Origin of the sequence: Pseudomonas sp. Ag1 (assembly GCF_000278565.1) — a bacterium.
In the GTDB taxonomy this organism is placed as follows: Bacteria; Pseudomonadota; Gammaproteobacteria; order Pseudomonadales; family Pseudomonadaceae; genus Aquipseudomonas.
Genome location: NZ_AKVH01000107.1, coordinates 51,534 through 67,297, shown reverse-complemented (window position 1 = coordinate 67,297; position 15,764 = coordinate 51,534). Strand labels below are relative to the sequence as shown.

12 protein-coding genes are annotated in these 15,764 nt (G+C 59.3%); 3 read left to right on the top strand and 9 right to left on the bottom strand.

Annotated features, from left to right (window positions below):
* The first annotated feature begins 261 nt into the window (after positions 1-261).
* From A462_RS09305 to A462_RS09310, 3 genes are all read left to right on the top strand, one after another.
* Positions 262-1,845: a peptide chain release factor 3 gene (locus A462_RS09305; protein ID WP_003215978.1), complete on the top strand. Its 1,584-nt coding sequence runs from the start codon at positions 262-264 to the stop codon at positions 1,843-1,845.
* 188 nt (positions 1,846-2,033) lie between these two features.
* Positions 2,034-2,498: a hypothetical protein gene (locus A462_RS34315; protein WP_157222850.1), complete on the top strand. Its 465-nt coding sequence runs from the start codon at positions 2,034-2,036 to the stop codon at positions 2,496-2,498.
* A 151-nt stretch (positions 2,499-2,649) separates the two neighbouring features.
* The gene (locus tag A462_RS09310; RefSeq protein WP_003215984.1) at positions 2,650-2,925 is read left to right on the top strand and encodes a hypothetical protein; all 276 of its coding nucleotides are present in this window, start codon (positions 2,650-2,652) and stop codon (positions 2,923-2,925) included.
* A 112-nt stretch (positions 2,926-3,037) separates the two neighbouring features.
* Here A462_RS09310 and A462_RS09315 read toward each other — a convergent pair whose 3' ends face one another.
* The 9 genes from A462_RS09315 to A462_RS09355 form a co-directional block, all read right to left on the bottom strand.
* Positions 3,038-4,009: a peptide ABC transporter ATP-binding protein gene (locus A462_RS09315; protein ID WP_003215987.1), complete on the bottom strand. Its 972-nt coding sequence runs from the start codon at positions 4,007-4,009 to the stop codon at positions 3,038-3,040.
* Positions 4,009-4,977 carry an ABC transporter ATP-binding protein gene (locus tag A462_RS09320; protein WP_008437263.1) on the bottom strand — a complete coding sequence of 323 codons (969 nt, stop codon included), beginning with the start codon at positions 4,975-4,977 and terminating at the stop codon, positions 4,009-4,011. The genes A462_RS09315 and A462_RS09320 overlap by 1 nt, the downstream gene beginning before the upstream one ends.
* 10 nt (positions 4,978-4,987) lie before the next feature.
* Positions 4,988-5,899, bottom strand: coding sequence for an ABC transporter permease subunit (locus tag A462_RS09325; RefSeq protein WP_003215991.1), 912 nt, complete (start codon positions 5,897-5,899; stop codon positions 4,988-4,990).
* Between the two features lie 10 nt (positions 5,900-5,909).
* Positions 5,910-6,920, bottom strand: coding sequence for an ABC transporter permease subunit (locus A462_RS09330; RefSeq protein WP_003215992.1), 1,011 nt, complete (start codon positions 6,918-6,920; stop codon positions 5,910-5,912).
* A 74-nt stretch (positions 6,921-6,994) separates the two neighbouring features.
* Positions 6,995-8,593: an ABC transporter substrate-binding protein gene (locus A462_RS09335; RefSeq protein WP_008437262.1), complete on the bottom strand. Its 1,599-nt coding sequence runs from the start codon at positions 8,591-8,593 to the stop codon at positions 6,995-6,997.
* A gap of 81 nt (positions 8,594-8,674) precedes the next feature.
* Positions 8,675-10,072 carry an OprD family porin gene (locus A462_RS09340; RefSeq protein ID WP_003215995.1) on the bottom strand — a complete coding sequence of 466 codons (1,398 nt, stop codon included), beginning with the start codon at positions 10,070-10,072 and terminating at the stop codon, positions 8,675-8,677.
* Between the two features lie 171 nt (positions 10,073-10,243).
* A complete protein-coding gene (locus tag A462_RS09345; protein ID WP_371132335.1) occupies positions 10,244-11,788 on the bottom strand; it encodes an ABC transporter substrate-binding protein in 1,545 nt (514 codons plus the stop codon).
* A gap of 364 nt (positions 11,789-12,152) precedes the next feature.
* Entirely contained in the window at positions 12,153-13,781 is a 1,629-nt protein-coding gene (locus A462_RS09350; protein WP_003216000.1) for an ABC transporter substrate-binding protein, read from the bottom strand.
* A 258-nt stretch (positions 13,782-14,039) separates the two neighbouring features.
* A complete protein-coding gene (locus A462_RS09355; protein WP_008437261.1) occupies positions 14,040-15,641 on the bottom strand; it encodes an ABC transporter substrate-binding protein in 1,602 nt (533 codons plus the stop codon).
* Positions 15,642-15,764: the final 123 nt, after the last annotated feature.

Below are 15,764 nucleotides of genomic sequence, written 5' to 3'. Positions count from 1 at the left end.
AATGTGGTCGCGAATAGCAGCTCGCCCCTACCGGCAACGCGGTATGCGGTCGAGCCATGAGCGCAGCCTCGTCAGGCTAACTTGCTGATTTTTCAGCCCCTGTTACGAGTGCGATAGCAGGGGAGTGGACGTCTCTACCTTTTAAAAGGTTCCATACTTGGCAGCAATTAGCCACCCCCAATGGGGTGAACGGTGGTCCGTCACCCCGGGTTTGCGCTATACTCGCCGCCCTTTTTTGACTCACCTGCCAGGCGATTTCCCATGACCCACCAGGCCGCCGAAGTCGCGAAACGCCGCACTTTCGCCATTATTTCCCACCCCGATGCCGGTAAAACCACCATCACCGAAAAGCTGTTGCTGATGGGCAAGGCGATCGCGGTGGCCGGCACGGTGAAATCCCGTAAATCCGACCGCCATGCCACCTCCGACTGGATGGAAATGGAAAAGCAGCGTGGTATTTCCATTACCACGTCGGTCATGCAGTTCCCGTATCGCGACCACATGATCAACCTGCTCGACACCCCGGGCCACGAAGACTTCTCCGAAGACACCTACCGCACCCTGACGGCGGTGGACTCGGCGCTGATGGTCCTCGACGGCGGTAAAGGCGTCGAGCCCCGCACCATCGCGCTGATGGACGTGTGCCGCCTGCGGGATACGCCGATTGTCAGCTTTATCAACAAACTCGACCGTGACATCCGCGACCCGATCGAACTGCTGGACGAAATCGAAGCCGTCCTGAAGATCAAGGCCGCGCCGATCACCTGGCCGATTGGTTGCTACCGCGACTTCAAGGGCGTGTACCACCTGGCCGACGACTACATCATTGTGTACACCGCCGGCCACGGCCACGAACGTACCGATGTGAAAATCATCGAGAAGCTCGACTCCGACGAAGCCCGCGCCCACCTGGGTGACGAGTACGACCGGTTTGTCGACCAGCTGGAACTGGTGCAGGGCGCCTGCCACGAGTTCAACCAGCAGGAATTCCTCGACGGCCAGCTGACGCCGGTGTTCTTCGGTACCGCCCTGGGCAACTTCGGTGTCGACCACGTGCTGGATGCCGTGGTCAATTGGGCCCCCAAGCCGCTGGCCCGGGTTGCCAACGAGCGTACCGTGGAGCCTGTGGAAGAGAAATTCGCCGGCTTCGTGTTCAAGATCCAGGCGAACATGGACCCCAAGCACCGCGACCGTATCGCCTTCATGCGTATCTGCTCCGGCAAATACGAAAAAGGCATGAAAATGCGCCACGTGCGTACCGGCAAGGACGTGCGCATCGGCGACGCCCTGACCTTCTTCTCCTCCGAGCGTGAGCAGCTGGAAGAAGCGTATGCCGGCGACATCATCGGCTTGCACAACCACGGCACCATCCAGATCGGTGACACCTTCACCGAAGGCGAAGTGCTGGGCTTCACCGGTATCCCGCACTTCGCCCCGGAACTGTTCCGCCGCGTACGCCTGCGTGACCCGCTGAAATCCAAGCAACTGCGCCAGGGTTTGCAGCAGTTGGCGGAAGAGGGTGCCACCCAGGTGTTCTTCCCGGAACGCAGCAACGACATCATCCTCGGCGCCGTCGGTGTGCTGCAGTTCGATGTAGTGGCCAGTCGCCTGAAAGAGGAATACAAGGTGGAATGCTCCTATGAGCCGATCACCGTGTACTCCGCGCGCTGGATCGACTGCAGCGATAAGAAGAAGCTGGAAGAGTTCAAGATCAAGGCCGTGGAAAACCTCGCGATCGACGGCGGTGGTCACCTGACCTACCTGGCCCCGACTCGGGTCAACCTGGCGCTGATGGAAGAGCGTTGGCCGGATGTGAAATTCCGCGCGACCCGTGAGCATCATTAAGATCTGAGCGGTACACCAAAAGGCGAAGCTGTCATGGCTTCGCCTTTTTTCATGCCCGAGAAAAGTGAATGGGCGGGTGTTGCATGCTTGCTGAATCGTTTCTCTGTGAGACTTGACAGTATTTCCCTGCCTTGCCTTCGGTCTATAAAGGCGATGCAGCGAGTCCCTTTAAAAGATGAGGTGATGACATGACTGATCCTAAAGCAAACGGTTCTTCAGGTGATATGCACGTTGTTTTAGTGCCTGAGCAAAATATGATGCTGACCCATGATGTCTTGCTTACTGCACTGTCCCGTCTAGTTGCAGTCGCTGGATACCATGGCGGGGTTAATGGGGTATCCATTCACTTTCTTCGAACAGGTCTTTCAGGCATTCAAAAAGGTGATGTTTTCAAAGTCGGTGTTCATGATGGCCTGGAAGTGGCGGCGATTGATTACACGTTCGAAGGTGATAACAGCATCCATGAGGCGGTAGACGGAAAAATTACTGTCGAGGATATCGATCATTCGCTGCCCTCTCTTCGTCTTAGCTTTGAGTTTCACGGCGAATTCAACCACGAAGTTGAAAACTTCCATGGGTCGTGCCGAGTCGAGGGGCTGGACAATTCCGGCTATGAAAAGATCAAGAGCCGATTTTCGAAAGACAGGCGATAAGCGTAGAAAACCGTTCGCAGGGGATTGAAGCGATTGTGCCGCCCATCCAGGCCAGGTGTTGCGAGAACGCCGCATTGGGTCTAGCGTCTATCGTGGCGACGGTAAAAGGCTGTCGTGCGCAATTCATCTTCTGACTGGGCGGAATTCGACCATGAGTATCTTTCAACGTGTGGTGCTGTTGCTCAAAGTGCTGGTGATGATGTCATTGGGCATGTCTGCCGCGTGGGCCAATACGGCTGTGCAAAGCCATGGCACGGGGTTTGTGGCGGCGAAGACGGTGCAGGCGGGTGGCTTGCAGTTGGCCAAGAGTGAATCCGAGCCCGGTGACGAAAACCAGGGCGGTTCCAAGGACGATGACGATGCCGAGAACCCGGACAATGATGGCGAAGACAGCGACACCTACAACGATGGCGACAGCGATACATAAGTAACGCAGGCAAAAGAAAGCCCCGCTTGCCGAACAGATGCGCTATCCGACAAGCAGGGCTGTAGAACACTGGAATGCTCTGGACTCACCCTCCAGAGCATTTTTTTGCACGTCAGACCACAAATTGCTCCGCGTAGTGGCAAGCCACCTGGCGGTTGTCCAGAGGTCGCAGCACCGGTTCATCGGTGCTGCACAGCTGGGTCGCGTACGGGCAGCGCTTGTGGAAGGCGCAGCCAGACGGCGGGTTCAACGGGTTGGGCAACTCGCCGACGATTTTGATCTTCGGTTTGTTCGGGTCCGGATGAATGGTCGGGGTCGCCGACAGCAACGCCTGGGTGTACGGGTGCAGCGGGCGCGCATAGATGTCTTCCTTCGGGCCCACTTCCACCGGGCGGCCGAGGTACATCACCATCACGTCATCGGCGACGTGCTGCACCACCGCGAGGTTGTGGGAGATGAACACGTAGGCGGTGTTGAATTCCTGCTGCAAATCCATGAACAGGTTCAGCACCTGGGCCTGGATCGATACGTCCAGCGCCGAGGTCGGTTCATCCGCCACCAGCACCTTGGGTTGCAGCATCATCGCCCGCGCCAGTGCGATCCGCTGGCGCTGGCCGCCGGAGAACATGTGCGGGTAGCGCTGATAATGCTCAGGGCGCAGGCCCACTTGCTTCATCATCGCCTGGACCTTTTCCCGGCGCTCGGCGGCAGACAGGTTGGTGTTGATCAGCAGCGGCTCGCCCAGTTGGTCGCCGACCTTCTGGCGCGGGTTCAGCGAGGCGTAAGGGCTCTGGAACACCATCTGCACGTCTTTGCGCAGTTGCTTGCGCTGGGCCTTGTCGGCACCGGCGACTTCTTGCCCGGCGATTTTCAGCGAGCCGGAAGACGGCTCTTCAATCAAGGTCAGGGCGCGGGCCAGGGTGGATTTGCCGCAACCGGACTCGCCCACGACCGCGAGGGTCTTGCCGGCTTCCAGCTCGAACGACACACCGTTGAGTGCGCGCACCAGGGCATGGCCCTTGAACAGGCCACGGGACACTTCGTAGTGACGGGTCAGGTCGCGGGCGGTAAGTACGACGGCCATTACGCCACCTCCTGGTTCAGCGGGTAGAAGCAGCGGGCAAGGCTGTTGCTTTTCGGGTCAAGGCCCGGGCGTTGGGCGCGGCAGGACTCCTGCACATACGGGCACCGCGGCGACAGCAGGCAACCCTGCGGGCGGTCATAACGGCCGGGAACGATACCCGGCAGCGTGGCCAGGCGCGTGGCGCCGAGGCTGTGCTCGGGGATCGCCTTGAGCAACGCTTCGCTGTACGGGTGCGCCGGGATGTCGAACAACTGCGGCACCTGGCCGACTTCCACGGCCTGGCCGGCATACATCACGCACACGCGCTGGGCGGTTTCAGCCACTACCGCGAGGTCGTGGGTGATCAGCACCAGGCCCATGTTCTGCTCTTTCTGCAAGGCCAGCAGCAGGTCCATGATCTGGGCCTGGATGGTCACGTCGAGCGCAGTAGTCGGTTCATCGGCGATCAGCAATTTCGGCTCGCCGGCAATCGCCATGGCGATGGCCACACGTTGGCTCATACCACCGGACAGCTGGTGCGGGTAGGCATCCATACGGCTCGCTGCTCCCGGGATTTCCACCTTTTCGAGCAGTTCGATGGCACGCTTGCGCGCTTGCTTGCCGGACATTTTCAAATGCAGGCGCAGCACTTCTTCGATCTGGAAACCCACGGTGTAGCTGGGGTTCAGGGCGGTCATCGGGTCCTGGAACACCATCGCCAGGTCTTTGCCGACGATCTGCCGACGCTGGCGGTTGCTCAGCTTGAGCATGTCCTTGCCGTCGAAGTTCAGGGCGTCGGCGGTGACGATACCGGGGTGCTCGATCAGGCCCATCAGCGCCATCATGGTCACGGATTTACCCGAACCCGACTCGCCAACGATCGCCAGTACTTCACCTTTGTCGACGGAGATGTCGAGGCCATCGACCACCGGCACGGCGGTCTTGTCGCCGAAGCGGACATTGAGATTCTTGATTTCTAGCAGTGACATGGGAATCTCCTCAGGCGGCGTTCTTGAGTTTCGGGTCCAGCGCATCGCGCAGGCCGTCGCCCATCAGGTTGATTGCCAGCACGCTGAGCAAAATGGTCAAGCCAGGCAGGCTCACGACCCACCAGGCGCGTTCGATGTAGTCGCGGGCCGAGGCCAGCATGGTGCCCCACTCAGGGGTTGGCGGTTGTACGCCAAGGCCCAGGAAGCCCAGGGCGGCAGCATCGAGAATCGCCGAGGAGAAACTCAGGGTGGCCTGAACGATCAGCGGCGCCATGCAGTTCGGCAGTACGGTGACGAACATCAGGCGCGGCAGGCCGGCGCCGGCGAGGCGGGCGGCAGTCACGTAGTCACGGTTCAGTTCGCCCATCACCGCAGCGCGGGTCAGACGGACATAGGACGGCAGCGACACGATCGCGATGGCGATCACGGTGTTGATCAGGCCAGGGCCGAGGATCGCGACAATCGCCACAGCCAGCAGCAGCGACGGCAGGGCCAGCATGATGTCCATCAGGCGCATGATGGTCGGGCCGAGCAGGCGCGGGAAGAAACCGGCGAACAGGCCCAGCAGGATCCCCGGGATCAGCGACATCACCACCGACGATAAGCCGATCAGCAACGACAGGCGCGAACCCTGGATCAGGCGCGACAGCAGGTCACGACCGAGTTCATCGGTGCCCAGCAGGAACTGGATCTGCCCACCTTCCAGCCAGGCCGGAGGGGTCAGCAGGAAGTCACGGTATTGCTCGCTCGGGTTATGCGGGGCCACCCAAGGGGCGAAGAGCGCGCAAAACACCACCAGCAACATGAACAGCAGGCCGGCAACGGCGCCCTTGTTCTTGGAAAAGGCTTGCCAGAATTCTTTGTACGGGGACGGGTACAGCAGGCTTTGATCGACTGCTACCGCGGGAGTAGGTGTGGTCATGGTCATGATCTCAGCGCTGGTGACGGATGCGTGGGTTGGCGAAGCCGTAGAGGATATCCACCACGAAGTTCACCAGAATCACCAGGCAGGCGATTAACAGGATGCCGTTTTGCACCACGGGATAATCCCGTGCGCCAATGGCTTCGATCAGCCATTTGCCGATGCCGGGCCACGAGAAGATGGTTTCGGTCAGGACCGCACCGGCCAGCAATGTGCCGACTTGCAGGCCGACCACGGTGAGTACCGGGATCAAGGCGTTACGCAGGCCGTGGACGAACACCACGCGTGCCGGCGACAGGCCCTTGGCCTTGGCGGTGCGGATGTAGTCTTCGCGCAGTACTTCGAGCATCGACGAACGGGTCATCCGCGCGATAACGGCCAGCGGGATGGTGCCGAGCACGATGGCCGGCAGGATCAGGTGGTGCAACGCGTCCCAGAATGCGTCCGGCTCGTCGGCCAGCAGGGTGTCGATCAGCATGAAGCCGGTGCGCGGCTCGATGTCGTAGAGCAGGTCGATCCGTCCGGAGACTGGCGTCCAGCCCAGGCTGACGGAGAAGAACATGATCAGGATCAGGCCCCACCAGAAGATCGGCATCGAATATCCCGCCAGGGAGATGCCCATCACCCCATGGTCGAACAGGGATCCTCGCTTCAAGGCCGCGATCACCCCGGCTAACAGCCCCAGGATGCCGGCGAACAACAGGGCGGCCATGGACAGTTCCAGGGTCGCAGGGAAAAGGGCGGTGAATTCAGTCCACACGCTGGTACGGGTGCGCAGGGATTCGCCGAGGTCGCCGTGGGCGAGCTTGCCGACATAATCCAGGTATTGCGCGTAGAGCGGTTTATTCAGACCAAGGCGTTCCATTGCCTGAGCGTGCATCTCGGGGTCGACTCGTCGTTCGCCCATCATGACTTCGACGGGGTCGCCAGGGATCATGCGAATCAACGCGAAGGTCAGCAAGGTGATGCCGAAAAACGTGGGGATCAATAACCCCAATCGGCGGGCAATAAAACTAAACATCTTGTTGTGTACCTCAATCAGCCGGTTAGGCAGGTTCGGCACCGTCAATGTCGACGGTGCCGAGCGTCTCTTATCTACTTCACCTGGGTGGTGGCGAAGTTATTTGTGGTCAGAGGGCTTTGGGTATAACCCTCGACGTTTTTACGCATGGCGGTGAACATTTTCGGGTAAGCCATGGGAATCCATGGTTGGTCCTTGTCGAAAACGTCCATTGCTTGTTCATAGAGTGCAGCGCGCTGGGTGGGTTCAGCGATGGCGCGCGCCTTGTCGATCAAGTCTTGAAACTCCTTGTTACACCAGCGGGCGTAGTTTTCGCCGTTTTTGGCTGCATCGCAACTCAAGTTCGGGGTGAGGAAGTTATCCGGGTCCCCGTTATCCCCCGCCCAGCCGGCGGAGACCATGTCATGTTCGCCATTCTTGGCGCGCTTGAGCATTTCGCCCCATTCCATGACCTTGATGTTCACTTTCAGGCCGATCTGCGCCAGATCCGCCTGCATGCGCTGGGCGCCGAGCATTGGGTTGGGGTTGGTCGGGCCGCCGCCGTTGCGGGTAAACAGGGTGAACTCGGTGCCTTCCGGTACGCCGGCTTCCTTGAGCAGGGCGCGAGCCTTGTCGAGGTCGCGGGGCGGGTTTTTCAGCTTGTCGCTGAAACCCAGCAGGGTTGGCGGGTACGGGCCGGTGGCGTCGACCGCGTTGCCTTTGCCGTACAGGGATTCGTTGTAGCCCTTCTTGTCGAACGCGATGTTGATCGCGTGACGCACCCGCGCGTCGCTCATGTACTTGTGGGTGGTGTTCATGGCGGTGTAAGCGGTGGTCATCGCCGCCAGTTCCGCCACCTTCAGGTTCGGGTCGGCCTTCATGCTCGGCACGTCATCCGGTTTCGGATACAGCGCGATCTGGCATTCGTTGGCCTTGAGCTTTTGCAGGCGCACGTTGTTGTCGGTGGTGATGGCCAGGATCAGCGGGTCAGCCGGCGGCTTGCCACGGAAGTACTCCGGGTTGGCCTTGAAGCGCACTTGGGCGTCTTTGGCGTAGCGGGTGAAGATGAACGGGCCGGTGCCGATGGGCTTGGCGTTCAGGTCGTCGGTCTTGCCGGACTTGAGCAACTGGTCGGCGTATTCGGCGGAGTGAATCGAGGAAAACGCCATGGCCAGGTCGGCCAGGAACGGTGCTTCAGGGCGGGTCAGGGTGAAGACCACGGTGTGGTCATCGGTCTTCTCTACGCTCTTGAGCAGTTCCTTGAAGCCCATGCTTTCAAAGTATGGGTAGCCCACGTTGGACTTTTTGTGCCACGGGTGATTCGGGTCCAGCTGGCGCTGGAAGCTCCAAAGCACGTCGTCGGCGTTCATGTTGCGCGTGGGTTTGAAGTAGTCGGTGGTGTGGAACTTGATGTCGTCACGCAGGTGAAAGGTGTAGGTCAGGCCATCGGCACTGATTTGCGGCAGATCCTTGGCCAGCGCCGGGATCACCTCGGTGGTGCCGGGCTTGAAGTCCACCAGGCGGTTGAAGATGGTTTCGGCCGCGGCGTCGGCGGTGACAGCCGTGGTGTACAGGACCGGATCGAAGCCTTCCGGGCTGGCTTCGGTGCAGACGACCAACGGTTTGGCCGAGATGCCGACAGCAACGCTCAACAGCGCAGCGGCAATGGCGGCTTGTAACGGGAGCATTTTCATCTAAGAGCCCTCTGCAATCGATTGGACCAGACAAGCGTAGGCGGCGGGCCCGTCCTGAGCCCGCCGCCGACCTGGCGCTGATTAAAGAATGTTGAACGGGATGGTGGTCACCAGGCGGAACTCACGCAGGTTGCCGTCAGCCTGGTTGGCGCTGGCACGGTGAGTCACGTAGGTACCACGAATGGTGGTGGCCTTGAGTGCGCCGCTCTGGATCGCGTAAGCCGCGCCTACACCGTATTCCTGGTGCTTCTCGCCGTCCTGGGCCTGAATGCCGTTGTAGGCAAAGCCAGCGCGGCCGCCGTCGCCGGTGTAGTGAGTACCGTCGATACCCCAGCCACGTGCCGAGTAGACGTTGAACTTCAGGCCCGGCACGCCGTATTCGGCCATGTTGATGCCGTAGGCGATCTGGAAGGACTTCTCGTTCGGACCGTTGAAGTCGGACGTCAGGGAGTTGGCCAGGTAGATGCCGTTGGTTTCGTGCAGGTAGTCGAAGTACTCGTCGCCGTTCACGGCCTGGTAGGAGAAGGTCAGGCTGTGAGCCTGGTGGGTCAGGCCGAACGACAGCGAGTAGGTATCGTTGTCGATCTTGCCCATCAACTTTTTGCCTTCGTCGACGGTCTTGTAGTAGTTCAGGCCCGTGGTCAGGGACAGGGTCTGGCTGTCACCCAGCTCGTGGGTAGCACCGAAGTAGTACTGGTTCCAGAAGTCTTCCACGTTAGCGGCGAACAGGCTGGTCTTCAGGCTCTTGAACGGCTGGTAGTTGACGCCCAGGGTGTTGACCTTGTCGGTTTCCTGGCGGCCGTTGCCGTATTCGGTACGGAATTTCGACAGGCTCTGCTCGGTCCGTGGCGAAACGCGGTCGAACACGCCGCCCTGGAAGGACAGGTTGCTGAACTCTTCGCTGTTGAAGCTCACACCTTCGAAGCTCGAAGGCAGCGCACGGTTACCGATGGTGTCGATGATGCCGCTGCTGAAGTTCTGGCGACCGGCGGTCAAGGTGGTGTTCGAGACACGGAACTTGACGTTGGCCAGGCCCAGTTTGCTCCACTGGTCTACAGCGTCGCCGTCGGAGTCGGCCAGGGTACGGTTGGAGCCGCCCTTGATGTCGCGCTTGCTGCGGTCCAGGACCAGAGCGTTGTAAACCGCCACTTCAGTGCTCACGCCAACGGTGCCTTGGGTGAAACCCGAGGTAGCGTTGAGGATGGTGCCTTGCACCCAGTTGGTACGGTAGTTGTCAGTACGGGCTTCGCCGTGCTTCTGGTAAGTGAACTTGCTGCCACGGAAGCGTTGTTCGTTGGAGAACCAGTTACGGGTTGTACCGCCCAGGCTTGCGCCATCGATAAAGCCTTTGGCCTCGCTTTGGGCGCTGGTGCCGGCCAGTGTGGTTGGAACGAAGTCCTGGCTTGCAGGATCAGCGTAGGCGTTAGCCGTGATGCTGCTGATGGCCAGGGCCAGTAGCGCGGTGCTGCTCAGTTTCATGGGTGAAGCTCCTTTGGTTCTCTTTTTAATGCCGGTCTTTTTAGGTGAACCGGCTATTGGGTGTGTAACTCGTTCAAGCCTTTGCAAACGTTTGCCCATGGGTAAAACCCGAAATAAGGCTGCACGTTTGCAGCAAGGCGAATGCTCGCCCTGCGCAATCCGGTTATCTTTTTATGGGTTGATGCTGACGCCCGAGAACACGTTGCGGCCGAAGGGGCTCACTTTGAAACCTTCGACTTTGGCGCTTAACGGCTGGTTGACCGTCGAGTGGGCGACTGGCGTGATCGGCACCTGCTGCTTGAGCAGTTGCTGCGCCTGTTTGTATAGAACAGTCCTTTGTTCGCGGTCGGTGACGACCTTGGCTTGCTTGATCAGCTTGTCGTACGCCGGGTCACACCACATGGAGTAGTTGTTCCCGCCGATGGCGTCGCAGCTGTAGAGGGTGCCCAGCCAGTTGTCCGGGTCACCGTTGTCGCCGGTCCAGCCGATCAGGCTGATGTCATGCTCGCCATTCTTGGTGCGCTTGATGTACTCGCCCCATTCATAGCTGACGATCTTCACCTTGAGGCCAATCTTTGCCCAATCGCTTTGCAGCATTTCGGCCATCAGCTTGGCGTTGGGGTTGTAAGGCCGTTGTACCGGCATCGCCCACAGGGTGATCTCGGTACCTTCCTTCACGCCGGCAGCCTTGAGCAGTTCCTTGGCTTTTTCCGGGTTGTAGGCGGCGTCCTTGATGGTGTCGTCGTAAGACCACTGGGTCGGCGGCATGGCGTTGACCGCCAGTTGCCCCGCGCCCTGGTACACGGCGTTGAGGATGCTCTGCTTGTTCACCGCCATGTCCAGGGCCTGGCGCACTTCGAGCTGGTCGAAGGGCTTGTGCCGCACGTTATAGGCGATGTAGCCGAGGTTAAAGCCTGGCTTGGTCAGCAGTTGCAGCTTCGGATCGGCCTTCAGGGCTTCGACGTCGGCCGGGCGCGGGTGCAGGGTGATCTGGCATTCGCCGGCCTTGAGCTTTTGTACCCGTACCGAGGCGTCGGTGTTGATCGCAAAAATCAGCTGGTCGAGCTTCACGCGGCTCGGGTCCCAGTACTGTTTGTTGCCGGTGTAGCGAATCTGCGAGTCTTTCTGGTAGCGCTGGAACACGAACGGCCCGGTGCCGATCGGCTTCTGGTTGATGTCGCTGGGCTTGCCGACCTTGAGCAAATGGTCGGCGTATTCGGCCGACAGGATCGAGGCGAAGCTCATGGCGATGTTCTGGATAAACGCGGCGTCGACCGTGTTCAGGGTCATCACCACGGTGTGCGGGTCGGTTTTCTCGACCTTGGCGATATTCTTGTTCAGGCTCATCCCGTTGAAGTACGGAAACTCGGTGGGGTAGGCCTTGCGGAACGGGTGTTCGGGGTCAAGCATGCGATTGAAGGTGAACAGCACGTCGTCGGCGTTGAAGTCGCGCGTCGGCTTGAAGTCCTTGTTGCCGTGGAATTTCACCCCTTCACGCAGGTGGAAGGTATAGGTCAGGCCGTCTTCGGAAATATCCCAACGGGTTGCCAGGCCCGGTACGACATTGGTCGCGCCTTTTTCAAACTCGGCCAAGCGGTTGTAGATAGGCTCGGCGGCGTCGTTATCGGTGGCCGTCGTGTATTGCGCGGTGTCGAAGCCCGCCGGGCTGCCTTCGGAGCAAAACACCAGGCTCTTTTTCTCGGCAGCCTGGCCCATCGAGGCCACAGCCAGCAGGCTGGTGCCAAATATCGCGGATAGAACGGTGGTATGGCGCATAACAATCCCGATCCTTGTTTGTTGTTTTCGTCAGTGAGCAATCGCAAGGTCATTCACGACCTTGCGACAACACTGATCCCACAACGGCAGTTGCCCTACAGAGACGATGCGTCTGCCGTACCACGACGTTATGGGTCGGGAGCCAGGCAGTAAATGCAACGAATCTGACAGACCTTGTAGGTAACGGAGCCGCGATTCGCAGTTAGCTGCCGTAGGACGGCAGCGTGTGCGGAGGTGGTCTGTTTCCTACGGTCTTGGCGGATGCAATAACGGCGACGTTATGAAACGTCGCCGCCAGAGATCCTTACTTGCCGCTTACGCTCACGCCGTAGAAGGAGTTCAAGCCAAATGGGCTGATCTTGAAGTCCTGCACGTTGTTGCGCATGGGTTGATACACCGTCGAGTGCGCGATAGGTGTCATCGGGACTGCATCTTTGAGGATATGTTGCGCCTGCTTGTACAGCTCGGTGCGTTTGGCTACGTCGGAAGTCGCCTTGGCTTCTTTCACGATGCCGTCGAATTTCTTGTCGCACCACTTGGAGAAGTTGTTGCCGGCCAGGGAGTCGCAGCCGAACAGCACGTTCAGCCAGTTGTCCGGGTCACCATTGTCGCCGCTCCAGCCAATGATCATGGCCTGGTTCTCGCCGCCTTTGGAACGCTTGATGTACTCGCCCCACTCATAGCTGACGATGTTCACTTTCAGGCCGATCTGTTTCCAGTCGTTCTGCAGCATCTCGGCCATCAGCTTGGCGTTCGGGTTGTACGGACGCTGGACCGGCATCGCCCACAGGGTGATCTCGGTGCCTTCCTTGACGCCGGCTTCCTTGAGCAAAGCCTTGGCTTTGGTCACATCAAACGGCGCATCCTTGATGGTGGTGTCATAGGACCACTGGGTTGGCGGCATGGCGTTGACAGCCAGTTGGCCTGCGCCCTGGTACACCGAGTCGATGATCTGCTGCTTGTTCACCGACATGTCCAGGGCCTCACGCACGCGCAGGTCGGACAGCGGGTTAGGCGCGGTCTGGCCCTTGAGGACCGGCATTACGTTGTAGGCGATGTAGCCCAGGTTGAAACCGGCCTGGTGCGGCAGTTTCAGGTCCTTGTCTTCACCCAGCGCCTTGAGGTCGGCCGGACGTGGGAACAGGGTCACCTGGCATTCGTTTTTCTTCAGCTTCTGGATACGCACCGACGGGTCGGTAGTGATGGCGAAGATCAGGTTGTCGATCTTCACGTCTTCAGGTTTCCAGTAATCCTTGTTGCCGGTGTAACGGATGTTGGAGTCTTTCTGGTAGCTCTTGAACACGAACGGACCAGTGCCGATTGGCTTCTGGTTGATGTCCTGTGCCTTGCCTTCCTTCAACAGCTGGGCGGCGTATTCAGCCGACTGGATGGAGGCGAAGCTCATTGCCAGGTTCTGGATGAAGGCGGCGTCCACGGTGCCAAGGGTGAACTTGACGGTGTGGTCATCGACTTTCTCAATGTTCTTGATGTTGGTGTCCATACCCATGTCCGTGAAGTACGGGAACTCGGTCGGGTAGGCTTTACGGAACGGATCGTCTTTATTGATCATCCGGTTGAAGGTGAACAGTACGTCGTCAGCCGTGAATTCACGAGTTGGCTTGAAGTACGGGGTGGTGTGGAACTTGACGCCTTCACGCAGGTGGAAGGTGTACGTCAGGCCATCCGGGGAAACGTCCCAGGTCGTGGCGAGCCCAGGAACAACAGCGGTGCCGCCGCGCTCGAACTGGGTCAGACGGTTGAACATGGTTTCGGCCGAAGCATCGAAGTCTGTTCCGGTGGTGTACTGGCCTGGATCAAAACCGGCCGGGCTCCCTTCGGAGCAGAACACCAGGTTGCTCGCCGCTTGGGCGAAAGGTGCAGCAGCCATTAAACCGGCGCTGACTAATAACGGAATGACTGCGTGTTTAAGCATGTTGGCCTCATGATTTGTTGTCATTTTTGGTAGTGAGGGCGACCTCGTGAGTCGACCTGCGGATACTTATGCAGGGCCCATACCCAATGCAAGATGTTGAGAGCCTACAACGGCTAAACAGTGGTACGAACGTACACGAATGTCGCATATGTGTAAGTTCAGACACATTTACGCACTTTTGAGGGTTTTTTTCGGTGCGAGGGCTGCACCAGGAATGCCCAACCGAGGCGTCTGGCGCACTCGGTTGGGGCGCGGCTGTTACTTATTCAGACTGACGCCGTAGAAGGGAGTGAGTCCAAAAGGACTGATCTTGAAGTCCTGCACTTCCTTTCGCAGGGGCTGGAAAACCGTCGAGTTTGCGATAGGCGTTATAGGTACTTGTTCCTTAAGGATTTTTTGTGCCTGTTGATACCACTTGATGCGCTGCTCGCGGTCGCTGCTGACCTTGGCCTGCTGCACCAGTTTGTCGTAGGCCGGGTTACACCATTTTGCATAATTGCTGCCCTTCACCGCGGCACAACTGTAGAGCACGCCCAGCCAGTTATCCGGGTCGCCGTTGTCGCCGGTCCAGCCGTAGATCATCACGTCGTGCTCGCCGGCTTTGGCGCGTTTGATGTACTCGCCCCACTCATAGCTGACGATATTGGCCTTGATGCCAATCTTTTCCCAATCCTGCTGGATCATCTGCGCCGACATCCGGGCATTGGGATTCGACGCGCGTTGTACGGTCATCGCCCACAGGTTGAGGGTGGTACCTGGTGCAACCCCTGCTTCTTTTAGTAGCGCCCGCGCCTTGGCCGGATCGTAGGGCGCGTCCTTGATTGTCGGGTCATAAGACCACTGGGCCGGAGGCAGGGCGTTCTGCGCCAATTGTCCGGCGCTCTGGTACACCGCCTTGATAATTGCCGGCTTGTCGATGGCCATGTCCAGCGCCTGGCGCACCTTGAGCTGGTCCAGGGGCGGGTGGGTCACGTTGTAGGCGAGAAAGCCCAGGTTGAAGCCGGCTTGCTGAAGAACCCGCAGGTTGGGGTCTTGCTTCATCACTTCGATGTCGGAAGGGCGCGGGTAACCGCTGACCTGGCACTCGCCGGCCTTGAGCTTTTGCAGGCGCACGGCGGCGTCCGGGGTGATCGAGAACACCAGGTTGTCGAGCTTCACATCTTCGGGCTTCCAATACTGTTTATTGGCGCTGTAGCGAATCTGCGAATCCTTCTGGTAACGCTTGAACACAAATGGCCCGGTGCCCACCGGTTTCTGATTGATGTCCGCGGCCTTGCCTTCCTTGAGCAACTGCGCGGCATATTCGGCGGACTGCACCGAGGCGAAGCTCATGGCCAGGTTCTGCACGAAGGAGGCGTCAACGTTGTTCAGGTTGAAGCGCACGGTGTGCTCGTCGAGTTTTTCGACGCTCTTGATCGTGGTGTTCAAGCCCATGTCGGTGAAGTAGGGCGACTCCGATGGATAGGCCTTGCGGAACGGGGTCTCGGGATCCAGCAGGCGCTGGAAGGTGAAGAGCACGTCGTCGGCGTTGAAATCACGGGTCGGGGTGAAATAGTCGGTGGTGTGGAACTTGACGCCATCGCGCAGGTGGAAGGTATACATCAGGCCGTCTTTGGACACGTCCCAATTGGTTGCCAGGCCGGGTTCGACTTCAGTGCCGCCACGCTTGAACTGGGTCAGGCGGTTGAACACGGTTTCGGCGGAGGCATCGAAATCGGTGCCGCTTGTGTACTGGCTGGGGTCGAAGCCGGCGGGGCTGGCTTCGGAGCAGTAGACCAGGGTGCCGGCTGCCTGGGCCATGGGCATGAATGCCAGCAGGCCGGCAGCAAGGAGCAGCGGTTTTAAGGTGATTCTTTCCATGGAGACCCCTGAAGTGGCAGGCAAATAGTGCCCGAACGAAAACGGCAGTCACCGAGGTTACCGCCGTTCTTGTCACTCAGGTAGAGATAAGCATGCGAGGCCCCAGTGTCTCCGGGATTCGGC